Raw genomic sequence first — 24225 nt, 5'->3', positions numbered from 1 at the left:
GCAATGAACTGGGTAAATGAACAAATCTATCATACCGGGTATGGCCCTGGAATTGTCGTCAGCCATATCGACGGACGGATAAGCGTGTTATTTTCGGAAGCCATTGGTGAAAAAAGCTTTCTGTATCCGGAAGCCTTTGAGCGCTATTTGAAAACAGCCAATCCTTCTTTTCAGGAACAAGCTGCTGCAGATTTACAATTGAAAAGGGAACAGGTGGCAGCAGAAAAGATTCGCCAAGAGCAGCTTCGTATAGAAGAAATCCATAAGCTGGCTGAGGAAAAGCTTGCAGCAAAGAGCAAAGCCCGCAAGAAAGCAGCGCCGCGGAAGAAGAAAATTTAAGTATCAGGAACTTTATTATTCCGGAGGAATTATCGTATGTATCAGTATGAGGATCAGGAATTTGCCGGGGTGCATTTTGATGGACAGTTCTTTTTATGCGCTCCTATGGTGCAAAGGTAGACTGAATTTCCCGAGTCCATCCTATATTGAATATACAAAGAAATCGCTTCTTTTTGAGATGGTTGGTGGCACTTCCATTTTACCAAAAAGGGCGATTTCTTTTTTTGCGTTTTTTTAAGATTGCATAAACTTGTTCTGCTCAAACAACCAGGGGTGTCCCAAGCTTATTCGTCCGTTGATCCCCGATACTCGCGCGGTGATTTGCCGTACCAGCGTTTGAATTGCCGGCTGAAATGGGCAATATCACGGTAACCCAGAATGCCCGAAATCTGGCTCACGGATAAGCTGGGATCATCCAGAAGTACCTTTGCTTCATGAAGCATTTGCTCGGACAGAAAAACTCTGGGCGACATGCCGAAGACTTGCCGGAATACACGGTAACAATGTGAGGTGCTGATCCCAAGCTCTGCAGCAATGTCATCAATGCCGTAATGGCTGTCGTAAGGCAGTTCCAGCTTGAATTGCTGATAGACCAGTCCCTGCAGGCGGCTGCGGATCTGGTGGGCAAGCTCTACCTTCTCATAAGTAGTGGACGAAGATAAATGAGCATCAATGGAAAAGGCCTCCCACAGCTGGGCGAACAGATCGAAAACTGCGGACTGCAGCCGCATTCGCTGGGACATCGTAATATCTCCGGCAATTGACTTTGAAATCTCCACCAGTTTAGAGAGAACCGGACCTAATTTATGGGCAATGGTGCTGTCGGATTCAAAGAGAACATGGTTCAGGCGGCTCAGCAGGGAGATCAGGATCTTGTCATCGATATCAAAATGAATGCAGAAATAGGTGAAGGGCTTGCCATTGCCGCTTCGACTGGAATGTGAATCTCCGGGCCTTAGCAGGACCAGATCTCCGGCCCGCTGAGTATAGCTGTGATTATTTACGATAATCAGCTGTTCTCCTTCAAGCACATAATTAAATTCGTATTGAGGGTGAGCATGGACGGGATAATCCCACTCTCCACTTACCTTTCGCAGATGCATACCGAACAGATTAAGAGTTGTTTTCACATCCGGTATAATCGTTTCGCTGATACTTTGTCCAAGTACAGGCGGCAGAAATGCTGAAACCACAAGAAGCTCCCCCCCGATTATTTGAGTTCTGTTTTGTCTATATCAGTATATCTGAGTTCTGCTTGATTTGGGTAAATAAATGCTCGATTTGACAATGTTCCCGGCTGCCGGACCCATGATAGGATGAACAAGAACAAGCAGAACAAGAGAGCTTAAGCAGAGCTTCGGCATGCTGAACCGCGATCATCCTGACAGCAACTTGCGCAAGGGACTGATGGGACTTGACAGCAACCGGACTCAAGGCGGCGCAGAGATTACGACGTACGACAGTTTGGATACTTCGCTTGGGCAGTCCCGCAATAATATTTACATGGCGGGCAAATGCTGGGCAGCTTATGTAGCACTGGAGAAATTGTTCAGAGAAGAAGGATGGGCTGAGCTGTCAGCGGATGCCGGACTGCAGGCTGACAAATGCGCCGCGTCCATAGCTTCACAGTTGAACAGCGAAGGATACATTCCGGCCATCATCAATGAAGACAACCATTCCTGCATTATCCCGGCGATTGAAGGGCTTGTGTTCCCGCTCTTCACCGGCTGTGAAGAAGCGCTCGATCCAAATGGCAGATTTGCCGATTATCTGAGTACGCTGAACACACACTTGAACAATGTGCTGGTTCCGGGAGTTTGCCTTTTTGATGACGGGGGGTGGAAACTCTCGTCTACAAGCAACAATTCATGGCTGAGTAAAATCTATCTATCCCAGTTCATCGCCCGGGAAATTCTGCATCTGCCCTGGGATGAACGCGGACTCGCGGCCGATGCGGCACATGTCAGCTGGCTGCTCCATCCCGAGCTTTCGTACTGGTGCTGGAGTGACCAAATACTATCCGGCCTAATCGGCGGCAGCAAGTATTATCCACGGGGAGTAACTGCAATCCTGTGGCTGGTTGAGGGCACAGGAAACCGGTCGCTGACCCGGGAAGCTGTACGCTAAGTCAAATTACTTCAGGCCAGAACAAGGAGGAATTCTGCATATGAAAGCATCCAACGATAATAAACATACTCTTGCTGACAGTGGATACAATGCCTGGTTAAGCTATCCGGTGCTGCCGCAAGGGAACGCATATAATCAATACGTGAAATGGTGCGGGGCCGTGAAGGTTGCCGAAAAGGACGATATGGTTCAGGCTGCGCTTCAGGAATGGCAAAGAGGTATTGAATCTATGCTGGGCATAAAGGTGTCATCCAAACCGGATGGGCTGTGTATTGCCATCGGCACCTTCCAGGGAGGAAATGAATTAATTTCCAGTGTGTTTGCTGAAGATACCCTTGCAAAGGTGGGCCCCGAAGGCTTTGCGATCCGATCCAGTGAAGAAAATGACTGCATTGCAGTAGGCGCTTCATCACCGGCGGGTGTTCTCTATGGTGTATTTCACCTGCTGCGCCTGATCGGCAGCCTGCAGAGCATTGAAGGGTTGGACGAGGTAGTCAATCCGGTGAACGGGCTGCGGATGATCAACCATTGGGATAATTTTGACGGCAGTGTGGAGCGGGGATATTCGGGAAGATCGTTTTTGTATGAAAACAACCGGTTCACGGACGACCTAGAGCGTATCCGCGATTATGCGCGGTTGATGTCCTCGGCAGGCATCAACGCGATTGCGATCAATAATGTGAATGTCCATGCTCTTGAAACGCTGTTTATTTCGAAGTACCTGCCCGACGTTTCAAGAATTGCCGATGTGTTCAGGCTGTATGGGATCAAGCTGTTCCTGAGCGTTAATTTTGCCGGTCCGATGCATGAGGGAGAAGTAGGGACAGCCGATCCCTTGGACCCTGAAGTACGCAGGTGGTGGCAGAGTAAAGCAGCCGAAATCTATGCAGCCATCCCCGATTTTGGCGGATTTGTGGTCAAGGCCGATTCGGAGAACCGCCCGGGTCCGTTCACCTATGGCCGGGACCATGCCGACGGGGCCAACATGCTGGCCGAAGCGCTTGAACCGTTTGGCGGAATCGTGATCTGGCGCTGCTTCGTCTATAACTGCAAGCAGGATTGGCGGGACCGCAAGACCGACCGGGCCAGAGCAGCCTATGACCATTTCAAACCGCTCGACGGCAAATTTAACGATAACGTGATCCTGCAGATCAAGAACGGCCCGATGGATTTCCAGGTCAGAGAGCCTGTATCGCCACTGTTCGGGGCGCTGGAGCGGACCAATCAGGTGATTGAATTCCAGATTGCCCAGGAATATACCGGCCAGCAGCGCCATGTCTGTTATCTGGTCCCCCAATGGAAAGAGATCATGGAATTCAACACCTATGCCAAAGGAGAGGCTTCCCCTGTAAAGCATATCGTGGATGGATCACTATGGGGCAACCGTTACAGTGGTATTGCAGCGGTTTCCAATGTGGGCAATGACAAGAATTGGACCGGCCATCTGCTGGCACAGGCGAATCTGTACGGATACGGACGTCTTGCCTGGAATCCGGAGCTGACGGCAGAGCAAATCGCCAGTGAATGGATCTCGCTGACCTTTGGCACAGACCCGGTAGTATCAGGCGTCATTAGCCGGATTTTGCTTGATTCGTGGGAGATTTATGAATCCTACACGGCACCGCTGGGCGTAGGCTGGATGATCAATCCGGAGCATCATTATGGACCGAATGTCGACGGTTATGAATATTCGCAGTGGGGCACCTATCATTATGCCGACCATCGGGGAATCGGCGTAGACCGGACGGTTAAGACAGGCACTGGCTACAGTGCCCAATATTTAGGCAGCAATGCTGAGCACTATGATTCTCTGGAGGAATGCCCCGATGAATTGCTACTGTTCTTCCACCATGTTCCATATACCCATGTGCTTCGTTCCGGGAAAACCGTGATCCAGCATATTTATGATGCCCACTTCGAAGGTGCGGAGCGTGCAGCAGAGCTGTTGTCAATGTGGACCAGTCTAAAGGACAAGGTTGCAGAAGGTCTTTACGTACAGGTGGAGGAACGCCTGAAGGAGCAGGCCGGTCATGCCAAGGAATGGTGCGACCAGATCAATACGTACTTTTACCGGAAGAGCGGGATCGAAGATAACAGCAAACGGGTCATTTACTGAGGGGGAACGGACATGAGCAAGCATTCACAAGTCACAAGACAAGATAAGCTGCCCTTGACCATGAAAGCAGCGGTCATGGACAAACCCGGGAGCATCGTAATTAAGGAAGTGCCGGTACCGGAGGTTGGCGATCATGAAGTGCTCGTCCAGGTTATGGCCGTTGGCGTATGCGGCTCGGATCTGCACTACTATGAGCATGGCCGGATTGGGCGGTTTGTAGTGGAGAAGCCGATTATTCTGGGGCATGAATGTGCGGGAGTTATTGTTGCCGCAGGAGAAAAGGTAACCAAAGCAGTCATCGGTGACCGTGTTGCAGTTGAACCGGGAGTGACCTGCGGACACTGCAGCGCCTGTAAGGCTGGAAGATACAATCTTTGCCCCGATGTCCAGTTCCTTGCGACACCTCCTGTAGACGGAGCATTCGTACAGTATCTGGCGATCCGCGAGGATATGGTGTTCAGGATTCCCGCTCATTTGTCTTTTGAAGAAGCGGCTTTAAATGAACCCTTCTCGGTAGGCATCCACGCGGCCAAACGAAGCCGGCTGCAGGCAGGTGAGACGGTGGCGATCATGGGGATGGGGCCTGTCGGGCTGATGGCGGTTGCGGCAGCCAAATCCCATGGGGCCTCCCGGATCATTGTGACCGATCTGGAGGAGGTCAGACTGGAGGCGGCGCTGCGCCTTGGAGCGACGCATGCGATCAATATCAGGAAAGAGGACGCGGTAGAGACCATCAAGCAATTAACGGATGGGGCGGGCGTAGATGTGGCCTGGGAGACTGCCGGTAATCCGAAGGCGCTGCAGTCGGCACTATATTCCATACGGCGCGGGGGAAGGCTGGCTATCGTAGGTCTGCCGGCACAGGATGAGATACCGCTTAATGTGCCCTTTATTGCGGATAACGAAATAGACATTTACGGCATCTTCCGATATGCCAATACGTACCCCAAAGGAATCGAATTTTTGGCTTCGGGAGACGTGGACGCAGGTGTGTTAATTACAGACCGTTACCCGCTGGCAGAAACCCGCGAAGCGCTCGAACGGGCCATTCATAACAAAAGCGGCAGCCTGAAGGTTATTGTATATCCCAATGAATAGACCTGAGTCTCGATGAAGCTTATGCTCACAAAACATTAGGAGGGCATAATGACACCTACTTTCGGATGCATTATAGATAAATTAACGGCAGGAATTGCTACGCCGGACGGAACTGTAGACAAGCTGGAGCCAGGGGGCCTGGAGACGAAGGTGCAGGGAATCGTTACAGCCTTCTCCGCTTCACAGTATGTCATAGAACAGGCTATTGCCTTGGGCGCCAATTTGATCATCACGCACGAAGGCGTTTTTTTCAGTCATCAGGATCACCGGGAATGGCTCATGCATGACTCTGTATATAAGCAAAAAGCTGATCTGATCGCAGGCTCGGGACTGGGAATTTACCGGTTTCATGATTACCTGCACCGCTATACACCGGATGGGATCATGGAAGGCCTTCTCCGGGCGCTTGATTGGCAGAAATATGTTTCGTCACATCAGCCCTCTGCATCCATTCTGACTATTCCTGCTATGAAGGTTGCGGAGGTTGCAGAATATCTGAAACGGCAGCTTCAAATTCCTTACTTGCGTGTAGCAGGCAGCCTCTCAACTTCATGCCGCAGAGTGGGAATACTGGTCGGTTACAGGGGCAGCGGTGCCACGGCGATCCCCTTAATTGAACAAGAGTCCCTCGATTTAATCATAGCCGGAGAAGGTCCGGAGTGGGAGACTCCAGAGTATATAAGGGATGCAGCCCATCAAGGGCGGAGTAAAGCCTTAATTATGCTGGGCCATGCAGAGAGTGAAGCGCCCGGCATGAGTTATCTGGCAGAGCGGCTGTCGTTGCAGTTTCCACAGCTTCCGGTCCACTTTGTTAAAGACCAGCCGGTGTTTCAAATCGTATAAAGCCCGAAGCCTCTTTTGAAGCAAAAGGACGGAGGAACTGCCTGTTCACTCCTTGTATCCTCCTGCCGACAAAGAGGTTTTTGAGTTTTCACTGCAATAGGCTATTGCAAAAGCGGAAGTTTACAAATAATCAATCAGGTTCATTTTGTAGATTGCCCTCCGGGTCATTTATATATATAGTTGAAATCTAGCAAGGACAAAGGCAAAGACACCGTAAGGGAGTGCGGAATATGAAGCAAAAAAAGTTGATGTTCAGCAAAAGTGTGGCCTACAAATGGATTGTCTCCTATGCTGTGATTATGCTTATTCCGCTTATTGTTAGCGCTATCATATATCTGCAAACTAAACAAATCGTTGAATATGAAATTGAGCGGGCAGGCCATGCAATGCTGAAGCAGATGCAGAATACGGTCGACAGTGAAATTGACCAGGCTGAGAAGATGGCTATGCAGTTGTCCATTCATAATGATGTGAATAAATACTTGAACATGACAACCAAGGAAGAGAAGAGTCAATCCTTTCAGATTTACAAAACCCGTCAGGAGTTAAGCAAATATAAATCGACAAATGATTTTGTGAGCGGAATTTATTTGTATTCAAGCCGTCTGGACAAAGTGCTGACGGATGAGACCTATGTAGACAGTCAAACCTTTTATGAGATGAACCGCCAAATGATTGGTATGCCTTATGAAGAGTGGTTGTTACTGTTGAAGGGTGAGTCTGCCGGGGGCAAGGCATTGACCCCTTTCACCCAATTCAAACGTTGGGAAACCAAGGTTGTTTTAATGAAGCCTTTCTCAAGCGCCGGAGCAGAAAATGCATTCAAAGGAGCGCTTATCCTTCCGCTGAACGGCAGCAAAATTCAAAGTATGCTGAAAAATGTGGATTGGGTCAATAAAGGTGATGTGTATATTGTAGATAAGAATAATCAAATTTTGTTCCAGAACAACAGCCTTGCCGGCTTTCAGAACGTGCCGTACACCGAAGAAGGCGGCAAAAAAGCTGGAACCTCTTTCATAAATATCGCCGGGACCGAAAACATGGTATCTTTTATCGATTCAGACACAACAGACTGGAAATATATAAGCGTCTTTCCTTCAAGTGTGTTTTGGGAAAAAGCGCGGGAAATCCGCAATCTGAACCTGTTCGGGCTGCTGCTCTGCTTTTTGGTCGGAGGCGGTGTGATTTCATATTTTGCCCGCAAGAACTATAATCCTGTACGCGAATTAGTGAATATGTTCTCGGGTGCCAAGGATGAGCAGACACAGCGGGTGCTGGATGAGTTTTCCTTCATCAGGGAGAGCGCTTTGGCCACCATCCGTGAAAGGGATGACAGTAACAACCGGCAGTTCAGGCAGCTTCGTGTCCTGCAAACCTATTATTTATCCCGTCTGCTTAAAGGGCAGGCTGAAGATGGATTGTCTGTGGAGGAAGCAGCAAGACTGCATCATTTTAAATGGGATTCTGAGGATTTCGCGGTGCTGCTGTTCTATATCCAGGGCGGGGGAGAAGGCAGTCCTTCACCAAGCCTTTCCAATTTTATCGTTTCCAATATCATCATGGATTTCACCGGCGGGCATCATAGTCTAAGCTTTACCGAAATGGACGGCATGCTGGCAGCTGTAATCAATATCAATGCCGAACGTTCGGCCAGCTGGAAAGAGGATATTGAGGAAGCACTGACCAAAACACTGGAGTTTATTGACCGGAAGTACCGTCTGCAGATTGTTATGGCCGGAAGCGAGCGCCACACCGGACTGAACAGCCTGCACCAGGGTTATCTTCAGGCGCTGGAGGCTCAGGAATACCGGCTGGTGCTGGAAGAGAATCTGTCTATTTGGTATGGGGAAATTGAGCCGCAGGAAACGGATTATTATCTCTCCATCAATGATGAAGTCGTATTTATTAACCTGATTAAAAGCGGGGAGTTTGATAAAGCATCAGCTATGGTGGATGCCATTCTGGCACAGTTTTTCGGTTCTCAGGTGTCCATTGACCTGGTGAGGTATGCGATGATTGATTTGACCAGCTCGATTATGAAGGCAATTCCTCAAGAGGCCCAGCGGTCCAAGCTGTGGGAAGAATGGCGTCCAATGAAACGTCTATTAGTCTGCACAACACGCGGGGAATTCCGGCAAGAGCTGATGGAGCTGACGCGGATGGCCTGCGGCATGGCCAATGAGAAGCTGACTCTGATGTCCAATACCGGAATTGGGGAAGAGGTATCTGCGTATGTGAAGGACAATTATGCGGATATCAATCTCAGCGTATCTATGATCGGTGCCCATTTCGGCATTACTCCCCAGTATGTATCCAGGTTATTTAAGGAACAAACCGGGCAAGGGCTACATGATTACATCAGCCAGATCCGTACCGGCGAGGCCAAAACGCTGCTGCTGGAGGGGGTCACTATTGAAGAAATTTCCTCCCGGGTCGGTTTCTCCAGCAGCAGTGCGTTTATCCGGGTATTCAAAAAATATGAAGGCATCACGCCTGGCCGATATAAGAATCTGCAATAAACAAACTGGATCTTCAATTTCCAAAAAGGAGGATAGGGACTCAAAATGCCTATCCGCTTTTTGCGTTTTGATCAATGGATTTTGCATATTGAACATTGTTTGCCCGAATAAATCCGCTTACATTGTAGAGGCAACAAGTCATCAAATCACATTAAACGGAGGTCGTCATGTTGATGAAAACATTCAAAAAGAAAAAAATTCACCAATCGGTTATCCTGCTGTTGGGTCTTGCTCTGCTGTCAGCCGGATGCGGCAATTCAAGCAATAGCAAGAATGAAAGCGCTTCTAACCCTCCTTCCAATGAAACGCCTGCCGCAGAATTCGCTTATCCGATGTCTGGCAGCACGGAGCTCACCTTTATGAACGAACAATTGGGAGGTACTCCGGAAAAACTGCCTATTGATGACGAATATGAAAAGCGTACAGGGATTAAAATCAAGCATTTAGGCGGAACACCCATGACTGACCAGAAATTCAGCCTGCTGCTGGCCTCGGGTGAGCTGCCGGATATTTTTCTGAATACATGGCTGCAGTATCCGGGCGGTCCGGATAAAGCGGTAGAGCAAGGGTACATTCTGAAGCTGAATGACCTGATTGATCAATATGCACCCAATTTGAAGAAGACGCTCCAGGAGCATCCTGAAATCGATAAAATGATCAAAACAGATGACGGCACTTATTATGCCTTCCCGTTCATCCGCTCCGAGGCCGGACGGGTATATGGCGGCCCTATTATCCGCAAGGATTGGCTTGATGAGCTGAACTTGACTGTTCCGGAAACGATTGATGAATGGCATACGGTGCTGACTGCTTTTAAAGAAAAGAAAAATGCCGCTGCGCCTGTAACGTTCCGCACGATGTTTCTGGGCGAACGGACCGGCGGTTTTGCCGGGGCCTATGGAGTGATGGGGAATTTTTATATCAATGACGGAAAAGTAGTGTACGGCTATCTGGAGCCCGGATATAAGGATTATCTGACAACGATGGCCCAGTGGTATAAAGAAGGGCTGATTGACAAGGACTTTGCTTCGATTGATTCGGCAACGGTAGACAAGAAGATGACCTCCAAAGTAAGCGGGGCAACGATTGGCTGGCAGTTCTATATCGAGAAGTACAACTCCGCTGCACAGGAAACCGATCCGAACGCCAATTTTGTGGCGGCTCCTTATCCGTCTGCTGCCAAAGGCCAGCTCCCCGAGTTCGGACAACTGGATAATGCCTATGCGGGCACCAGCTCAGCCGCAATATCGGCGACTGCCAAAAATGTCGAAGCGGCGATGCGCTGGCTGGACTACGCCTACACCGAGGAAGGCAGCCTGCTGAATACGTTTGGCGTTGAAGGCACTACGTATACTCTGGAGAACGGCAAACCTGCATATACCGATCTGGTGGTTAAAAATCCGGAAGGTCTCGGCAGTGATCAGGTCATGATGAAATACTCGCACGGAACCAATTTCCCGATGATCCAGCAGGACAACAATCTGCCAGCTAAATATTTGCAAACCACAGAGTCCATCGATATCTGGAAGAAAACCAATCATGAAAGCCATCTGCTTCCACCGATTACACCAACAGCCGAGGAAGCTGATGAAATGAGCAGTATTATGAATGACATTAACGCGCTTGTGAAAGAGGTCGAGCTCAAAATTATTCTGGGTACCGAATCCGTTGATAATTACGATAAATATGTTCAGCAGTTGAAAGATATGGGCATTGAGCGGGCACTGGAGATTCAGCAGGCAGCTTATGAGCGTTACATGAAACGGTAGACCCTGTCAGCAGGGGCCGCTATAAATAGGATAAAATGGGCGGCCCCTTCTGAAGTAATGCAGCAAAGGAGAGAAAGTTATGCTGAAATCCAGATTGGGAAAAGATTTATTGCGCAATAAATGGCTCTACCTGATGATTCTTCCGGTGGTAATTTACTATTTTCTATTTCACTATGTTCCTTTATACGGCACCATTATTGCCTTCAAGCAATTTGTTCCGGCCAAAGGCATTCTGGGCAGCGATTGGGTCGGATTCAAGCATTTTGAGGAGTTTTTCTCCAGCATTTACTTTTTTCGCGTAATTAAGAATACGGTTTTGCTGAGTTTTTTCAACCTGCTATTCGGGTTTCCCGCACCGATTATTCTGGCATTATTGCTGAATGAATTAAAAAGCCCGCTTTTCCGGCGGATTACACAGACGATCACTTACATGCCGCATTTTATTACACTGGTGGTTGTAGCCGGAATCATCCGGTATTTTACCTTATCCGATGGTCTGATTAATGATGTCATTGCCTTTTTTGGCGGCGCCCGGATCTCCTTCCTGCAGCAACCGGAATCCTTCCGCCCCATTTATATAATCAGTGAAATATGGCAGCAGATCGGGTGGGGAACCATCATTTATCTGGCGGCCATCACCGGAATTGACCAGCAGCAGTATGAGGCTGCCAAGATTGACGGAGCGACGAAGCTGCAGCAGATCCGCCACGTTACGCTGCCGGGTATTCTTCCGACCATTATGATTATGCTGATTCTGGCGCTGGGGAATATCATGAACGTCGGTTTCGAGAAGATCATTCTCTTATACAGTGCCAGTATCTATGAGACGGCGGATGTCATATCCACCTATGTTTACCGTAAAGGGATTTTGGAATTCAGCTACAGCTACAGTGCGGCGGTGGGACTATTCAACTCCGTGATCAACTTCACCATTTTGCTGCTCGCCAACTCTTTCAGTAAACGTGCTAGTAACAACAGTCTTTGGTAAGGGGTGGACAACGATGATTAAAACGTCGCTCGGTGAACGTATTTTTGACATTTGCAATGCCATTATTATGGTGCTGCTGATTATTCTGACGCTGTATCCCATGCTCTATATCCTCTTCTCTTCCTTAAGTGAAGGCAACCAACTGATTTCGTTCAATGGCATCCTGCTGTGGCCGCAAGGGTTTTCCCTGGAGGGCTACAAGGCAGTTCTTAGTAATCCTACGATCCTGTCAGGCTTCAAAAACACTCTTTTCATATTAGTAGTGGGGCTCGGGATTAATATGACGCTGACCTCTCTCGGAGCCTATTTTCTATCCCGGGAAGGGGTGATGCTGCAGAAGCCGATCATGTTCTTTATCGTGTTTACGATGTTTTTTCAGGGAGGACTGGTCCCCTTCTATCTGATTGTGAAATCTTACGGGCTGTTGGACTCCTTATGGGCGCTTATTCTGCCTACGGCTGTCAGCACTTTTAACTTAATCATTATGCGGACCTATTTTATGGCCATTCCGAAGGAACTGGAGGAGTCCGCATTTCTGGACGGAGCCGGTCATTTTACGATCCTGTTCCGGATTTTCATTCCGCTGTCCATGCCGGTTGTTGCTGTACTGATTCTCTATTATGGCGTGGGCCACTGGAACAGCTGGTTTAATGCAATGATCTTTCTGCGGGATCAGGATCTCTATCCGATACAGCTTGTGGTCAGAAACATTATTCTCGAGAACGACAATGCCAGCATGCTTGGGACCACAACCCTGATCCAGAGCCGCGACGTTGCCGAGACTTTAAAATATGCGGCCATCATCGTGACAACGGCACCTATTTTGCTCCTGTATCCCTTTTTGCAGAAATATTTTGTTAAAGGTGTTATGGTGGGAGCATTGAAAGGATAATTAATTGCACTCTGCAATCCACAAACGGGGGGAATCTTATCCATATGAGTATCAAAAGAAAACTGAATGCTGGCTGGCATTTCAGTAAACAGCCGCTTCATTCGGAGCTGGCGAAGGTAGCCGCTGATGCGGACTGGATGCCGGTTTCGCTGCCTCATGATTGGCTGATCTACAACACTCAAGGGCTCTATGAAAACGGAGAAGGCTGGTACCGCAAAATCCTCACCCTGGACGAAGTGCCAGCCCACAGCCGCCTGTCCCTGCGTTTTGAGGGAGTGTATATGAATTCTACGCTTTATGTGAACGGACATGTGGCGGGCGAATGGAAATATGGATACTCAACCTTTGAATTCGATATTACCCCTTATCTGATTGAGGGAGATAATACGATTCATATGCGTGTCATTCATGAATCCCCCAATTCCCGCTGGTACTCCGGTGCCGGGATCTACCGCTCTGTGTGGCTGAAGACTTATCCGAAGACTCACATAGCTCCCGATGGCATTTATATTGCCGCCCGGCATGCGGGCGGCGAAGCCTGGACAGTCGATGTGGACTGCGAGCTGCAGGTGGAAGAAGGAGCAGAAACATCAGGCCTGAAGCTCCGCCACATCATTCTGGACGCGGGCGGAACGGCAATCGCACATGGGGAATCTGCGATCCCTGCGCAGGGCGGCGGTCTTATCGTTCATGCCCACAGCCGTCTGACCGTGGACCGGCCGGTGCTCTGGGATATCGGTAATCCCTGTCTATATACAGTCCAGACGGAGCTGCTGGATCAGGATGAAGTTACCGAAGAAGAACGTCAAAGCTTCGGATTCCGCCGGGTGGAATTGGACAGTGAGAGAGGTTTCTTCCTGAACGGCAACCACGTTAAAATTTACGGTGTGTGCCAGCACCATGACCTTGGCTGTCTGGGCGCTGCCGTCAACAAGGCTGCGCTGCGGCGGCAGTTCGTCCTGCTGCAGGACATGGGTGTGAACGCCATCCGCACCGCGCATAACATGCCTGCGGTTGAATTGATGGAACTGGCGGACGAAATGGGTATGCTTATCGTCTCGGAAGCCTTCGACATGTGGGAGCGCAGCAAAACTCCCTATGACTACGCCCGTTTCTTCCCGGAGTGGTGGAAGAAGGATGTGGCCAGCTGGGTGCGGCGGGACCGCAACCACCCTAGTCTCATCATGTGGAGTATCGGCAATGAGATCTACGACACCCATGCTGATGCCCGCGGCCAGGAGGTCACAAGGCAGCTGCAGGATGAGGTCCTCTCCCACGATCCCCGGGGCAACGCATTCGTAACGATCGGCTCCAACTACATGCCTTGGGAGAATGCGCAGAAATGCGCCGATATTGTCAAGGTGGTGGGATACAACTACGGGGAGAAATATTATGACCGCCAGCATCAGGAGCATCCGGACTGGATCATCTATGGCAGCGAGACCTGTTCAACCGTACAGAGCCGGGGGATCTATCATTTCCCGCTGGCCCAGTCAGTGCTGGCCGACGATGATCAGCAGTGCTCCTCCCTCGGCAACAGCTCAACCAGCTGGGGGGCCAAAAGCACGGAGGCCTGCATCACGGCCGACCGCGATGCCAGCTATTCACTCGGACAGTTTCTGTGGACCGGCTTCGATTATATAGGAGAGCCGACTCCGTACTTCACCAAAAACTCCTACTTCGGACAATTGGACACGGCAGGGTTTCCGAAGGATGCTTATTACATTTATCAGGCGGAATGGACGGATTACAGAACCCATCCGATGATCCATATTTTCCCGTACTGGGACTTCTCGGGGGGGCAGCTCATTGATGTCCGGGTTTGCTCGAATGCGCCGCGGATTGAGCTGTTCTTCAATGACGTATCCCAAGGCACCTATGACATCGATCATGTCAATGACCACAAGCTGCTTGGAGAATGGCAGCTGCCTTATGCTCCGGGAGTCCTCCGTGCCGTTGCCTATGATGGTCTGGGCAATGTGATCGCTACGGAGCAGCAATCCTCCTTTGGTGATGCCGCCTCTCTGGTCCTGACTCCCGATAAGCTGCAAATTACGGCTGATGGTGAGGACCTGATCTTTGTTACGATTACCGCAGCTGACAAGGAAGGTCTTCCGGTGGCAAACGCCAATAACCGGGTTAGCCTTAGTATAGAAGGCCCCGGACGTCTGGTTGGTCTGGATAATGGCGACAGCACGGACTACGATCCATACAAAGGTGTAAGCCGCAAGATGTTCAGCGGCAAGCTGCTCGCTGTGATTGCCGGCACCCGGGAGACGGGCACGATCATCCTGCGTGCTTCTTCACCGGAAATGCCTTCCGCCGGGCTTGTGCTGCAGTCCGCAGCACCGGAGCATGGAACTGCTGCGGAAGACGGGTTATGCCTTTATGCGGACTGTCCTTTGGAGGCAAGGGAAGAACCGGAAGAAATTCAAAGCAGGGTGGCTGCGGAAATTCCTGTTCGCAAGCTGGAACTGATCTGTCCCGAGGGCAATGTCCTTACTGCGGAGCATCCTGCGCTTCCAGTTCGTGTGAAGCTTCATCCGGAGAATGCTACCTTTCAGGATGTAGAATGGCGCATTACCAATGCCGGAGGGATAGATGCCAATATAGCGACTATTGAGGCGGATGGTCATGAAGCAGTCATTACCGGTCTTGGAGATGGGGATGTGTACATTCGCTGTGGCACTACCAACGGTGCTGAGGGGATTCGGCTCTATTCGCAAATGGAATTCAAGCTCACCGGGCTCGGCCAAGCTTATCTGGACCCCTATGAGTTTATATCCGCCGGCTATCACAGCGGCGCCAGCCTTAACCTGACCAACGGCAACGATCGCGGCGTTGCAACGGCGCGGGAAGGGGAGAGCCGGATCTGTTTCGAACGGATTGATTTCGGCGACTATGGGGCGGATGAGATCATTCTTCCTATTTTCTCCCTGGACGGCGAAGAGTTCCCGATTGAAATTTGGGAAGGCATTTCTGGAGAGCCGGGGGCCGGGCTGCTGTCTATCGTAACCTACCAGAAGCCGTCACAATGGAATGTATATCAGGAGGAAACCTACAAGCTGCCCAAACGTTTGACGGGTATCACTTCCCTCTCGTTTGTCCTGCGGCGGAAGATACACCTGAAAGGGTTCCGCTTTGTCCACAAGCGCAAAGCCTACGAGCGGCTCACCGCTCTTGAGAACAGCCGGCTATACGGAGACACCTTCAACGTTACGGAGACCGCTATCGAAGGCATCGGGAACAATGTCTCTCTTGTGTTTGACGGGATGGACTTTGGAGAGCAGGTTTGTACACGGATTGTAATCTGCGGGCGCTCTGCACTTGAGAACAATACGCTTCATCTGCTGTTCAGCGGTCCCGGGGGCGAATCCAAGCAGCTTGTGGAGTTTGCCGGTTCAGACGGCTACACAGAGCGGGAATTTATCCTCGAGCCTGTAAGCGGCAGCCGGACAGTAACCTTCTTGTTCCTGCCAGGCAGCCAGTTTGACTTCCAGTGGTTTCAATTCCGGCCTTCTGCTGATTAGGACAATAAATGCTATATAGATTGAACTTAAAAACTGAGATAAGGAAAAGGAGCAATGGAGGGGGATTTTGGAACTGGAGGAGCGGTAGTGTCCGCCTGAAAGCTTTCCGAAGGAAAGCTATCATCGAAAGCATAAGCAGTCTTCGGATTTCTACCGCTAGTAGCGGTTAAAATCAAGAAATTCTTACGACAACAGCGGCCGGAAGTCCAAATATTCACCGTAGTTGCGACTGATCCTTTACTCTAAAACCTTAAGTTCAATCTATATAGCTCCAAAACGCAAGATACCCGTAAAAGCGGTGGTCTTGCGTTTTTTTATTTGCGCATGTGGAAAGGGGGGGACTACTGACCCAACAATTGTTGACAGTGTAGCTTAATAATCGACAATCGGGATGAATAACTTGGAGAAATTTGTAGCTATAGCGACAGCTTAATAGGCAAAGAGATTCATTGACCTGGAAAAGTATGGAGGCTATAATCATAACAGGAAAATTCATTGGAGATATGAAACTCTGTGTAACAGCGTAGCGGATGCTTCTCGAATACTCTAATTGTAAGCGTATACACGTGATGGATCTTTCCAAATTACCTACGGAGGAGGGGATCAATGGACCAATGTGGTCATATTAGAAGATTTTCTTTTTTTTCTCTTTAATGCAAACGTTTGCGCACGTTATCCCATTAAAAATTAGATCAGGAGGTTGTTTATTTGGCACGAAAAACAGCTCGGAGATTAGTTTCATGGTTGGTTATTTTTTCGCTTTGCTTCAGCTTATTTGGCTTATCAGGAGGGGCCTCGGCCAGCGATACCGATTATACGGTCACCTATACAAGCTCTACAGCGACAGCTGTAACATTACACTGGACTACTAATAACTGGACGAATGTTGTGGACACGGCCATGGCCAGGAATGGGACCACATTTACGGCGAACATCAATGTGCCGGAGGGTGCCTCACTAATTTATTGTTATCATATTACGGCCCCGACAGATTACTGGGATAGCAATGGCGGGAAAAACTGGACGGTCACAATTCCGGTTACCGGGAAATACGAAGCAGAGAACGCAGGCTTGTCTGGAGGGGCGAAAGTAAATACAAACCACACCGGATATTCCGGGACCGGGTTTGTGGATGGATACACCGCCTCCGGAGCAGCTGCAACTTTCAGCGTCCAGGCGTCCAGTCAGGCCGCCTATAATGCCACTCTCCGCTATGCGAATGCAACGGGCAGCGCCAAAAACCTCTCCATTTATGTCAATGGAATAAAAGTAAAACAGACAACTTTGCCAAGCTTGGCCAATTGGGATACATGGGGCGACCAGACAGAAACGCTCTCCTTGCAGACCGGAAATAATACGGTTGCTTACAAATACGACTCCACTGACACTGGCAACATTAATATCGACTATGTGACCGTCTCGCCTGGAGCTACTCCGTCGCCTACCGTAACACCGACACCTACATCCACTGCAACACCTACATCCACTGCAACACCGACAGCAACTGCGACACCGACAGCAACAGCAACACCAACACCAACAGCAACACCGACAGCAACAGCTACCGCAACACCAACACCAACACCAACACCAACACCAACACCAACACCAACACCAACACCGACGGCAACCGTAACACCGACACCCACAGCTATCGCAGCCGGGGTAACGGTTCACATTAAGAAACCTTCAAGCTGGAATTCAGCGATGCGAATTCATTATTGGAATCTGAGTCCGGCAACCGTTCCAACAAGCGGGGCATGGCCGGGAATTCTGATGAAGTCGGATGGGAACGATTGGTACAGCTATACGATTGCTGATGCCGCGGGCGCGAGTCTGATTTTTAATGACGGCAGCGGCAAACAGACGGGCGATTTATCCCGCAGTGTGAAGGAGTCCTGGTATTACACGGATAACGTGTGGTATGAAGCCAACCCGGAAATCCCCAAAATTCCAGTGGTTTCAGTCTCTCCTGCACCGAAGACATACGATTCTGCCCAGACAGTGAAACTTTCCAGTACCAATAGCGGCGATAAAATTTACTATACAACAGACGGCTCAACACCTACGACAGCATCGGCCTTGTATACCTCGCCAATTCAGGTGGCTTCCTCTTTGACCATCAAGGCCTTTGCTGTGAACTCATTGGGTCAAGCAGGAAATGTAGTCTCTTTCGCTTATGTGATTGACTTAAATGCCGATTTTCAAGCCCCGACAATCACAGCGAATTTGCCTGTTGGGCATTCTGAGTCCCAGGTCACTGTATCCTTCACGATAAAAGATAACAAGGCAGCAACGACGAGGGCATACTACACAGATGATGGTACGGAACCATCCGCAAGTTCTAAAGCCTATATTTCAGGCAATGCACTGACCGGCTTGACTGGACCTTCCATACTTATTTCCAAAACCACCACATTGAAGTTTCTTGTGATAGACGGCGCCGGTAATCAAACCACGCAAAGCTTTGTCTATAACATTGGAAAGTCGGGAGATTTCCGGGAAGACAGCATTTATTTCGTGATCACTTCGCGGTTCTATGATGGCGATCCGAGCAACAACGTGCACGCATGGGATGATGCCAAGGCGAATAATCCGGATTCGGACCCGGCCTGGAGAGGCGATTTCAAGGGCCTGATTCAAAAGCTCGATTACATCAAAGCTCTCGGATTCAGTGCCATCTGGATTACACCTGTTGTGGAGAATGCGAGCGGTTATGATTATCATGGTTATCACCCGATCAATTTTGCCAAAGTAGACCCAAGGTATGAATCGGCAGGCGCTTCCTATCAGGAGCTGATCCATGCGGCCCATGCCAAAGGGTTGAAGGTTATTCAGGATATCGTCGTTAATCATACCGGTAATTTCGGTGAAGAGAATCTGTTCCCCATGTTCAAGAAAGATGAGACCAAGCCGGACACCGTTAACAACATGCTCAAAATAACCGATAAGCTGCCGGCAAACTATGATTCCATGACACCCGATCAGCAATATCAGGCAAGACTTGCCTTAATGAAGACAGAGGGGACGAATAATAACATTTACCATACGGAGAAAAGTCTTTCCTGGGAATCTTACACCGTACAGACAGGACAGATTGCCGGAGACTGCGTCGACCTCAACACGGAAAATCCTGTAGTTGACCAGTATTTGATAGACTCCTATAACCAATATATTGATATGGGTGTAGATGCTTTCCGTCTCGATACAGTGAAGCACGTGAGCCGGTATATTTTTAATAAATACTTTATTCCTGCCTGGAAGACAAGAGGCGGCTCGGACTTCTTTATCTTTGGTGAAGTGGCCACCCGCTACAGAGATGTATGGAACAGCGGGATTCCGGCAATTTCGACACCATTTTATACCTGGAAATCTTCGAAATCGTATCCGGGCGATAACACAAATGATTACGCTTCCAATAAAGCGTCGGTTGAACAGGAGTGGGCAGATAACTCGACTACAGCAGGACAGCCTACCTCAAACAATGCTTTCCTGATCGGCAATACCTATCATGCGCCTGATTATTCCATGAAATCGGGTATGGATGTGATTGATTTCCCTATGCATTGGGCCTTCAAGTCAGCACAGGAAGCATTCAGTATGAAAAGCGGTGACCAATTCTATAACGATGCAACCTGGAATGTGACCTACATCGACTCTCATGACTATGCTCCCGACCAGGCTCCGGAAAATCAGCGCTTTGCTGGTACACAGGACACTTGGGCTGAGAATCTCGCTCTGATGTTCACTTTCCGGGGAATCCCCGCCATCTTCTATGGCTCTGAAATTGAATTCAAAAAGGGGTCCGTTATTGATGTAGGTCCAAACGCACCGCTCAGCACAACAGGCCGCGCTTACTACGGTGACCATATTGAAGGCAATGTAACAGTACAAGATTACGGCAGATATACCAATGCTACCGGCACACTTGCGGACTCGCTCAACTACCCTCTGGCCAAACATATCAGACAGCTCAATCTAATCAGAAGAGCGGTTCCTGCTTTGCAGAAAGGTCAGTATTCTACAGAGAATGTAACGGGCAACCTGGCGTTTAAGAGAAGATATACTGACAACGCCAAAGGCATTGACAGCTTTGCATTGGTTACGATTTCGGGCAATGCCACTTTTACCGGAATTCCGAACGGAACTTACGTGGATGCGGTGACCGGCGATTCGAAAAATGTAACCAACGGCACAATTACACTGACATGCTCCGGTAAAGGAAATGCGAGAGTGTATGTGTTAAACGGCAGCGGCGGAATTGGAGTGACGGGTACCTACCTGAAGTAACCAGCAGCATGTCTTATTAAAAGAAGCACCTTCAGCCGGTATTTCACCGTACTGAGGGTGCTTCACTTTTATGTAAAGTAATTTACAAAAATTTATTATAATTGAAAACATTATGAAACTTATAGATTATGGCTGGAGTTTATACTTCTGAAATAGAAAACAATGATCAAGTCTGGAGGACTAATCATGAAATATACAAGAAGACAATTGTTAATGGTGAGCTGTTTAGCAGTACTGGTGCTGGGAGGATGCAGCGACGTGTCTAATCATCCAAATAATACAGTTTCTCCTTCTCCTTCTGCAACAGAAAATGAAATCAATACTTTGATATATACCGATCAGCAGAAGAAGGAGATTCTCGCAGCGGCTCAAAAGGCTGGAGTCAAAAAAGTGTATATCCCTACAATCGGCGGTGGGCCGGACGATTCCTTTGAAGGTATAGAGGTGAAGGAGAATACGTTAATCCTTAAATTCCTGCGTATGGCTATTGCTCAATCTGAAGAAGAGATTGGGCCTGCTGTAGAGGGCAGCGATGAAAAAGAAGTGCAGCTTACCGATGAAGTAAACGGTAAATGGATTCCGGAAGATGAAAGCAGCGTGGCCTTTTTATATTTTAAAATAGTGGATACCTACTTGAGTTATTCTTCGGCCAAACCATTCATCCCCCAAGAGTATGAAGCCTCGGCTCGATCCATGATCCCACTGGAAGTGAATTATTAATTGTCTTGGTGAAGTTGAACCACAACTCGCATTGACCACGGAAAGCTATAACTATTGAAGCACCTATGGGGTGTCCCGGGCAAGCCATTTCATGGCTTTTGGGACACCCCATTTCGTGCTGAGTGAAAGTTAACGTAAAGGGTAAGTTACGGTTCGCCCGATGTCTTTGATGAGTGTAGTTACGTCCTCCGAGAAATTCCGGACAGGATGCCCGTCAAGCGGTTTCATGCCCTGATGGAGACTTTGAATACGCATGTGCAGGTTTTTGTCTGCTGTCACATGCACATTATGATTAGGCAATTCACGTTTTACAGTCCGTACCGCGTCCTGTTCAATGATGGAAAGATTCTCACCTTGTTTTACATCAAGCCCCACAATTGCTTCCTTGTTATGGATGACAACAGTGGCTTTATCTACTCCTCTAATCTTGGAAAGGTCTTTGGCAACCTTATCCGAGTGAGTAGAATCGGCTTTATGAATCATATGTTGTTCCTTTGATTGAGTCTTATATCCATTTGTTGTGTTGTTGTTTTTAGTACCACAGCCCGTGGAAAGGACAACAATTACCAAGGTCATAAGCACTAACATATGCAGTCTTTTCATTAATATCACCTCCATGCCCGTATTTTGCTCAGAGAATAAGGAAATATGTCATTTTATTTATGTTAAATAGTGGAATAAAAACAAGGAGGTGGGATTAATTTACTTCTCTAAAAAAGATCATTGTGGAGATATTAATATTCGGGGAAAAAATTTAAGGAGGGTATAAAATGAAAAAAATTTCTGTAGCAATAATGTCGGTATGTCTAATGCTGTCAGCTGCTTCTGCGGTACAAGCAGCACCAAGTGAACCTCACGCAAAACAAGAAAAGATGCTCCACTCAGAAAAGATTCATAAGGAAAAGATGCACAAAGAGCATGAAAAGAAATTGCACATGAAAAGTCACAAACCAAGCAAGATAAAAGCGGAAAGTGTTAAAGGAAAAAGCATGAAAATAAAAAGTGTTGAAACTAAAGGATTAAAAGCTAAAAGTCTGAAAGCCAAGAGTATTAAGACAAAAGCAACCGAAATGCCAAAATCCGGCTTCGGCGGTGCCAGCGAACAAATGGAATAGGAGGATGAAAGAGGGTTGAATTCTTGACCCTCTTTCTTTTCTAAATATGAAAAAAAAAATCAGCTTGTATATTTTGGTGATTTTTTGTCTGGGGCTTGCCAGTTTATTTGCATCTCAATCCAATAATGGAAATGAAAAAAAAGATGTAGTACTAGAGGCTTTGCCTACTCCAACAGCAGCTTCGCAGCCAACAAAAATTAAAATCATGAAGAAGACGGATGTCTTACCTGTCAAATTTATGCCTGATGTCATTACTATTCCTTCAATTTCAGTCAAGGCCAAATTAAAAAAGGTTGCTGTGCTTGATAATGGTCAGATGGATGTGCCCAAAGATACACAATTGGCGGGTCTTTTATACCCGGGTACGTTACCTGGTGAGAAGGGGAATGTCATTATTGACGGGCATGTGGATAGTTACACAGGGCCAGCAATTTTTTTTAATTTGAAAAAACTAAAACGAGGTGATCCAATTATTGTTACCAGCTTAAAAGGTAATAAATTAACCTACACCGTCGAGTCCGTAGAGATTTTCAAACCCAAGGAAGCACCATTAGAACGCATATTCGGCAAAAGCGATGATTACCGCTTGAATCTTATTACTTGTACTGGCCGTTACAGTAGAAAGAAAAAGGAACATGAACAAAGATTGGTTATTTTCGCTAAATTAGGTGGGGAACTATGAAACGAGGCACACAAATAAAATATATATACAAAATAGTTGTGATGATATTGGTTATGACCATTCTGCCATTTTCAGCAAATGCGGCAGTTGCTAAACAAAATAAGGTGGACCATGAAATTAAGTCTGCATTGGATGACTTATACAGGGTCAGAGCTGAAGCAATAATCAGCCAAGACCTTCAAAAAGTAAAGGATTATTACCTTGATGATAAAGCCAGTCAAATTGCACTGCAGCATGAAAAAAACAGAATGAAATACTTAAATAAATGGTCAAATAAAAGAGCTATTCAATTGACACATTCTCAAAGCACTATTCGGATTGTCCGTCAGAGTATTGCAGGAGATCAAGCTGTAGTCTCACTTGTGCAATCCCACAAAGTTGGATATATCTATACAAACAAAATTTTGCCAGAGCAATTTTTCGGAGTTGGAACAAGGCATTTCATTACATTGAAAAAAAGAAACGGACTTTGGAAAGTTTCCAGGGAATGGTACTTAGATCCTTTGGATGAGAATCCGGATAAGGTTACAGAAGGATTAGACGGGCTAGCCCCTTCCGTTAAGCCACAATCCTCCGATCATACCAGCAACAAAATGTATAACCGCGATCGTGCTGTCCGTTATGCCAACAAGTATGCCGGAGCTGCTTGGGGGGCCGGTAATCAGCATCGTTACAATAACAAATATATGGATTACACAAGTAAAGGAGGGGACTGTACAAATTTTGCTTCCCAGGTCATCGGAGATGCTGAGGAGGGCGGGGGTTTAGCTGTGGCAGGGAACTGGCGTTATTTTAAAAATTCAGGTGGAACCCAAACCTGGGTTCAAACAGATTCCTTGAGTCGCTTCCTTATAAGATCTGGATATGGCAAGCTTATTGCTAAGGGTAATTATCTGCAAATTACCAGCCCCTCTGATAAATACCCTGAAGGTGCGCTTTCCATGCTGAAGCCTGGGGATCTCATCGGTTATATATTACATGATGATGATACGGATCATTTCTCCGTCGTTGTCGGATTTGATGATTATGGCTATCCGTTAGTTAATTCACACACCGCTGACCGTTATCGGGTTCCTTTTGATTTAGGATGGGACAGAGATACTAGATATCAGTTATTTCACATCAAAGATTGAGCAAATGAGTGAAATTAAGGCTTGTCAGCATATCAGGGGCTCACTGTCATACACATAGAAATAA

The 24225-nt window shown here is 48.0% G+C and carries 16 protein-coding genes and 1 pseudogene; 15 read left to right on the top strand and 2 right to left on the bottom strand.

What is annotated here, in order from left to right; all coding sequences use genetic code 11:
- Positions 1 to 3: 3 nt before the first annotated feature.
- Complete coding sequence (locus H70357_RS25030; protein WP_038595233.1) at positions 4 to 339, top strand: hypothetical protein; 336 nt, start codon at positions 4 to 6, stop codon at positions 337 to 339.
- Positions 340 to 623: 284 nt separating this feature from the next.
- Here H70357_RS25030 and H70357_RS25025 read toward each other — a convergent pair whose 3' ends face one another.
- Positions 624 to 1532 carry an AraC family transcriptional regulator gene (locus tag H70357_RS25025; RefSeq protein WP_038595229.1) on the bottom strand — a complete coding sequence of 303 codons (909 nt, stop codon included), beginning with the start codon at positions 1530 to 1532 and terminating at the stop codon, positions 624 to 626.
- Between the two features lie 169 nt (positions 1533 to 1701).
- Here H70357_RS25025 and H70357_RS25020 point away from each other — a divergent pair.
- The 11 genes and pseudogenes from H70357_RS25020 to H70357_RS24970 form a co-directional block, all read left to right on the top strand.
- A pseudogene (locus tag H70357_RS25020) lies at positions 1702 to 2466 on the top strand (glycoside hydrolase family 52 protein); the annotation flags it as partial.
- 40 nt (positions 2467 to 2506) lie between these two features.
- Positions 2507 to 4582 (top strand): alpha-glucuronidase family glycosyl hydrolase, encoded by a 2076-nt coding sequence (locus H70357_RS25015; protein WP_038595227.1) that lies wholly within the window; start codon positions 2507 to 2509, stop codon positions 4580 to 4582.
- 12 nt (positions 4583 to 4594) lie between these two features.
- Positions 4595 to 5680, top strand: a complete 1086-nt coding sequence (locus H70357_RS25010; RefSeq protein ID WP_052092241.1) for an NAD(P)-dependent alcohol dehydrogenase — start codon at positions 4595 to 4597, stop codon at positions 5678 to 5680.
- Between the two features lie 48 nt (positions 5681 to 5728).
- Entirely contained in the window at positions 5729 to 6523 is a 795-nt protein-coding gene (locus H70357_RS25005; protein ID WP_038595225.1) for a Nif3-like dinuclear metal center hexameric protein, read from the top strand.
- A gap of 230 nt (positions 6524 to 6753) precedes the next feature.
- Positions 6754 to 9042: an AraC family transcriptional regulator gene (locus tag H70357_RS25000; protein ID WP_038595223.1), complete on the top strand. Its 2289-nt coding sequence runs from the start codon at positions 6754 to 6756 to the stop codon at positions 9040 to 9042.
- A gap of 173 nt (positions 9043 to 9215) precedes the next feature.
- Positions 9216 to 10811: an extracellular solute-binding protein gene (locus H70357_RS24995; RefSeq protein ID WP_038600406.1), complete on the top strand. Its 1596-nt coding sequence runs from the start codon at positions 9216 to 9218 to the stop codon at positions 10809 to 10811.
- Between the two features lie 79 nt (positions 10812 to 10890).
- Positions 10891 to 11799 (top strand): ABC transporter permease, encoded by a 909-nt coding sequence (locus H70357_RS24990; RefSeq protein WP_038595221.1) that lies wholly within the window; start codon positions 10891 to 10893, stop codon positions 11797 to 11799.
- 13 nt (positions 11800 to 11812) lie between these two features.
- On the top strand, positions 11813 to 12691 hold the full coding sequence (locus tag H70357_RS24985) for a carbohydrate ABC transporter permease (RefSeq protein WP_038595219.1): 879 nt from the start codon (positions 11813 to 11815) through the stop codon (positions 12689 to 12691).
- 44 nt (positions 12692 to 12735) lie between these two features.
- Positions 12736 to 16221 carry a glycoside hydrolase family 2 TIM barrel-domain containing protein gene (locus H70357_RS24980; protein ID WP_038595216.1) on the top strand — a complete coding sequence of 1162 codons (3486 nt, stop codon included), beginning with the start codon at positions 12736 to 12738 and terminating at the stop codon, positions 16219 to 16221.
- 708 nt (positions 16222 to 16929) lie between these two features.
- Entirely contained in the window at positions 16930 to 20511 is a 3582-nt protein-coding gene (locus H70357_RS24975) for an alpha-amylase family glycosyl hydrolase (RefSeq protein WP_038595214.1), read from the top strand.
- A 186-nt stretch (positions 20512 to 20697) separates the two neighbouring features.
- The gene (locus tag H70357_RS24970) at positions 20698 to 21231 is read left to right on the top strand and encodes a hypothetical protein (protein ID WP_038595212.1); all 534 of its coding nucleotides are present in this window, start codon (positions 20698 to 20700) and stop codon (positions 21229 to 21231) included.
- A gap of 129 nt (positions 21232 to 21360) precedes the next feature.
- Here the strand turns inward: H70357_RS24970 and H70357_RS24965 are convergent, their stop codons facing one another.
- Positions 21361 to 21834 carry a YhcN/YlaJ family sporulation lipoprotein gene (locus tag H70357_RS24965; protein WP_038595210.1) on the bottom strand — a complete coding sequence of 158 codons (474 nt, stop codon included), beginning with the start codon at positions 21832 to 21834 and terminating at the stop codon, positions 21361 to 21363.
- 167 nt (positions 21835 to 22001) lie between these two features.
- Here H70357_RS24965 and H70357_RS24960 point away from each other — a divergent pair, with 167 nt between their 5' ends.
- From H70357_RS24960 to H70357_RS24950, 3 genes are read left to right on the top strand one after another with little or no spacing between them, the layout of a single operon-like run.
- Positions 22002 to 22346, top strand: coding sequence for a hypothetical protein (locus H70357_RS24960; RefSeq protein ID WP_038595208.1), 345 nt, complete (start codon positions 22002 to 22004; stop codon positions 22344 to 22346).
- A 46-nt stretch (positions 22347 to 22392) separates the two neighbouring features.
- Positions 22393 to 23028, top strand: a complete 636-nt coding sequence (locus H70357_RS24955) for a class F sortase (protein WP_038595206.1) — start codon at positions 22393 to 22395, stop codon at positions 23026 to 23028.
- The gene (locus H70357_RS24950; protein ID WP_038595204.1) at positions 23025 to 24161 is read left to right on the top strand and encodes an amidase domain-containing protein; all 1137 of its coding nucleotides are present in this window, start codon (positions 23025 to 23027) and stop codon (positions 24159 to 24161) included. The genes H70357_RS24955 and H70357_RS24950 overlap by 4 nt, the downstream gene beginning before the upstream one ends.
- The last annotated feature ends 64 nt before the right edge of the window (positions 24162 to 24225 follow it).

The organism is Paenibacillus sp. FSL H7-0357, assembly GCF_000758525.1.
Lineage (GTDB): Bacteria > Bacillota > Bacilli > Paenibacillales > Paenibacillaceae > Paenibacillus_AQ.
This window is presented reverse-complemented; position numbering and strand designations above follow the sequence as displayed.

Coding starts and splice junctions, on each gene's coding strand:
- H70357_RS25030 (WP_038595233.1), top strand. CDS start 4: ATGAACTGGGTAAATGAACAAATCTATCATACCGGGTATGGCCCTGGA.
- H70357_RS25015 (WP_038595227.1), top strand. CDS start 2,507: ATGAAAGCATCCAACGATAATAAACATACTCTTGCTGACAGTGGATAC.
- H70357_RS25010 (WP_052092241.1), top strand. CDS start 4,595: ATGAGCAAGCATTCACAAGTCACAAGACAAGATAAGCTGCCCTTGACC.
- H70357_RS25005 (WP_038595225.1), top strand. CDS start 5,729: ATGACACCTACTTTCGGATGCATTATAGATAAATTAACGGCAGGAATT.
- H70357_RS25000 (WP_038595223.1), top strand. CDS start 6,754: ATGAAGCAAAAAAAGTTGATGTTCAGCAAAAGTGTGGCCTACAAATGG.
- H70357_RS24995 (WP_038600406.1), top strand. CDS start 9,216: ATGAAAACATTCAAAAAGAAAAAAATTCACCAATCGGTTATCCTGCTG.
- H70357_RS24990 (WP_038595221.1), top strand. CDS start 10,891: ATGCTGAAATCCAGATTGGGAAAAGATTTATTGCGCAATAAATGGCTC.
- H70357_RS24985 (WP_038595219.1), top strand. CDS start 11,813: ATGATTAAAACGTCGCTCGGTGAACGTATTTTTGACATTTGCAATGCC.
- H70357_RS24980 (WP_038595216.1), top strand. CDS start 12,736: ATGAGTATCAAAAGAAAACTGAATGCTGGCTGGCATTTCAGTAAACAG.
- H70357_RS24970 (WP_038595212.1), top strand. CDS start 20,698: ATGAAATATACAAGAAGACAATTGTTAATGGTGAGCTGTTTAGCAGTA.
- H70357_RS24965 (WP_038595210.1), bottom strand. CDS start 21,834: ATGAAAAGACTGCATATGTTAGTGCTTATGACCTTGGTAATTGTTGTC.
- H70357_RS24960 (WP_038595208.1), top strand. CDS start 22,002: ATGAAAAAAATTTCTGTAGCAATAATGTCGGTATGTCTAATGCTGTCA.
- H70357_RS24955 (WP_038595206.1), top strand. CDS start 22,393: ATGAAAAAAAAAATCAGCTTGTATATTTTGGTGATTTTTTGTCTGGGG.
- H70357_RS24950 (WP_038595204.1), top strand. CDS start 23,025: ATGAAACGAGGCACACAAATAAAATATATATACAAAATAGTTGTGATG.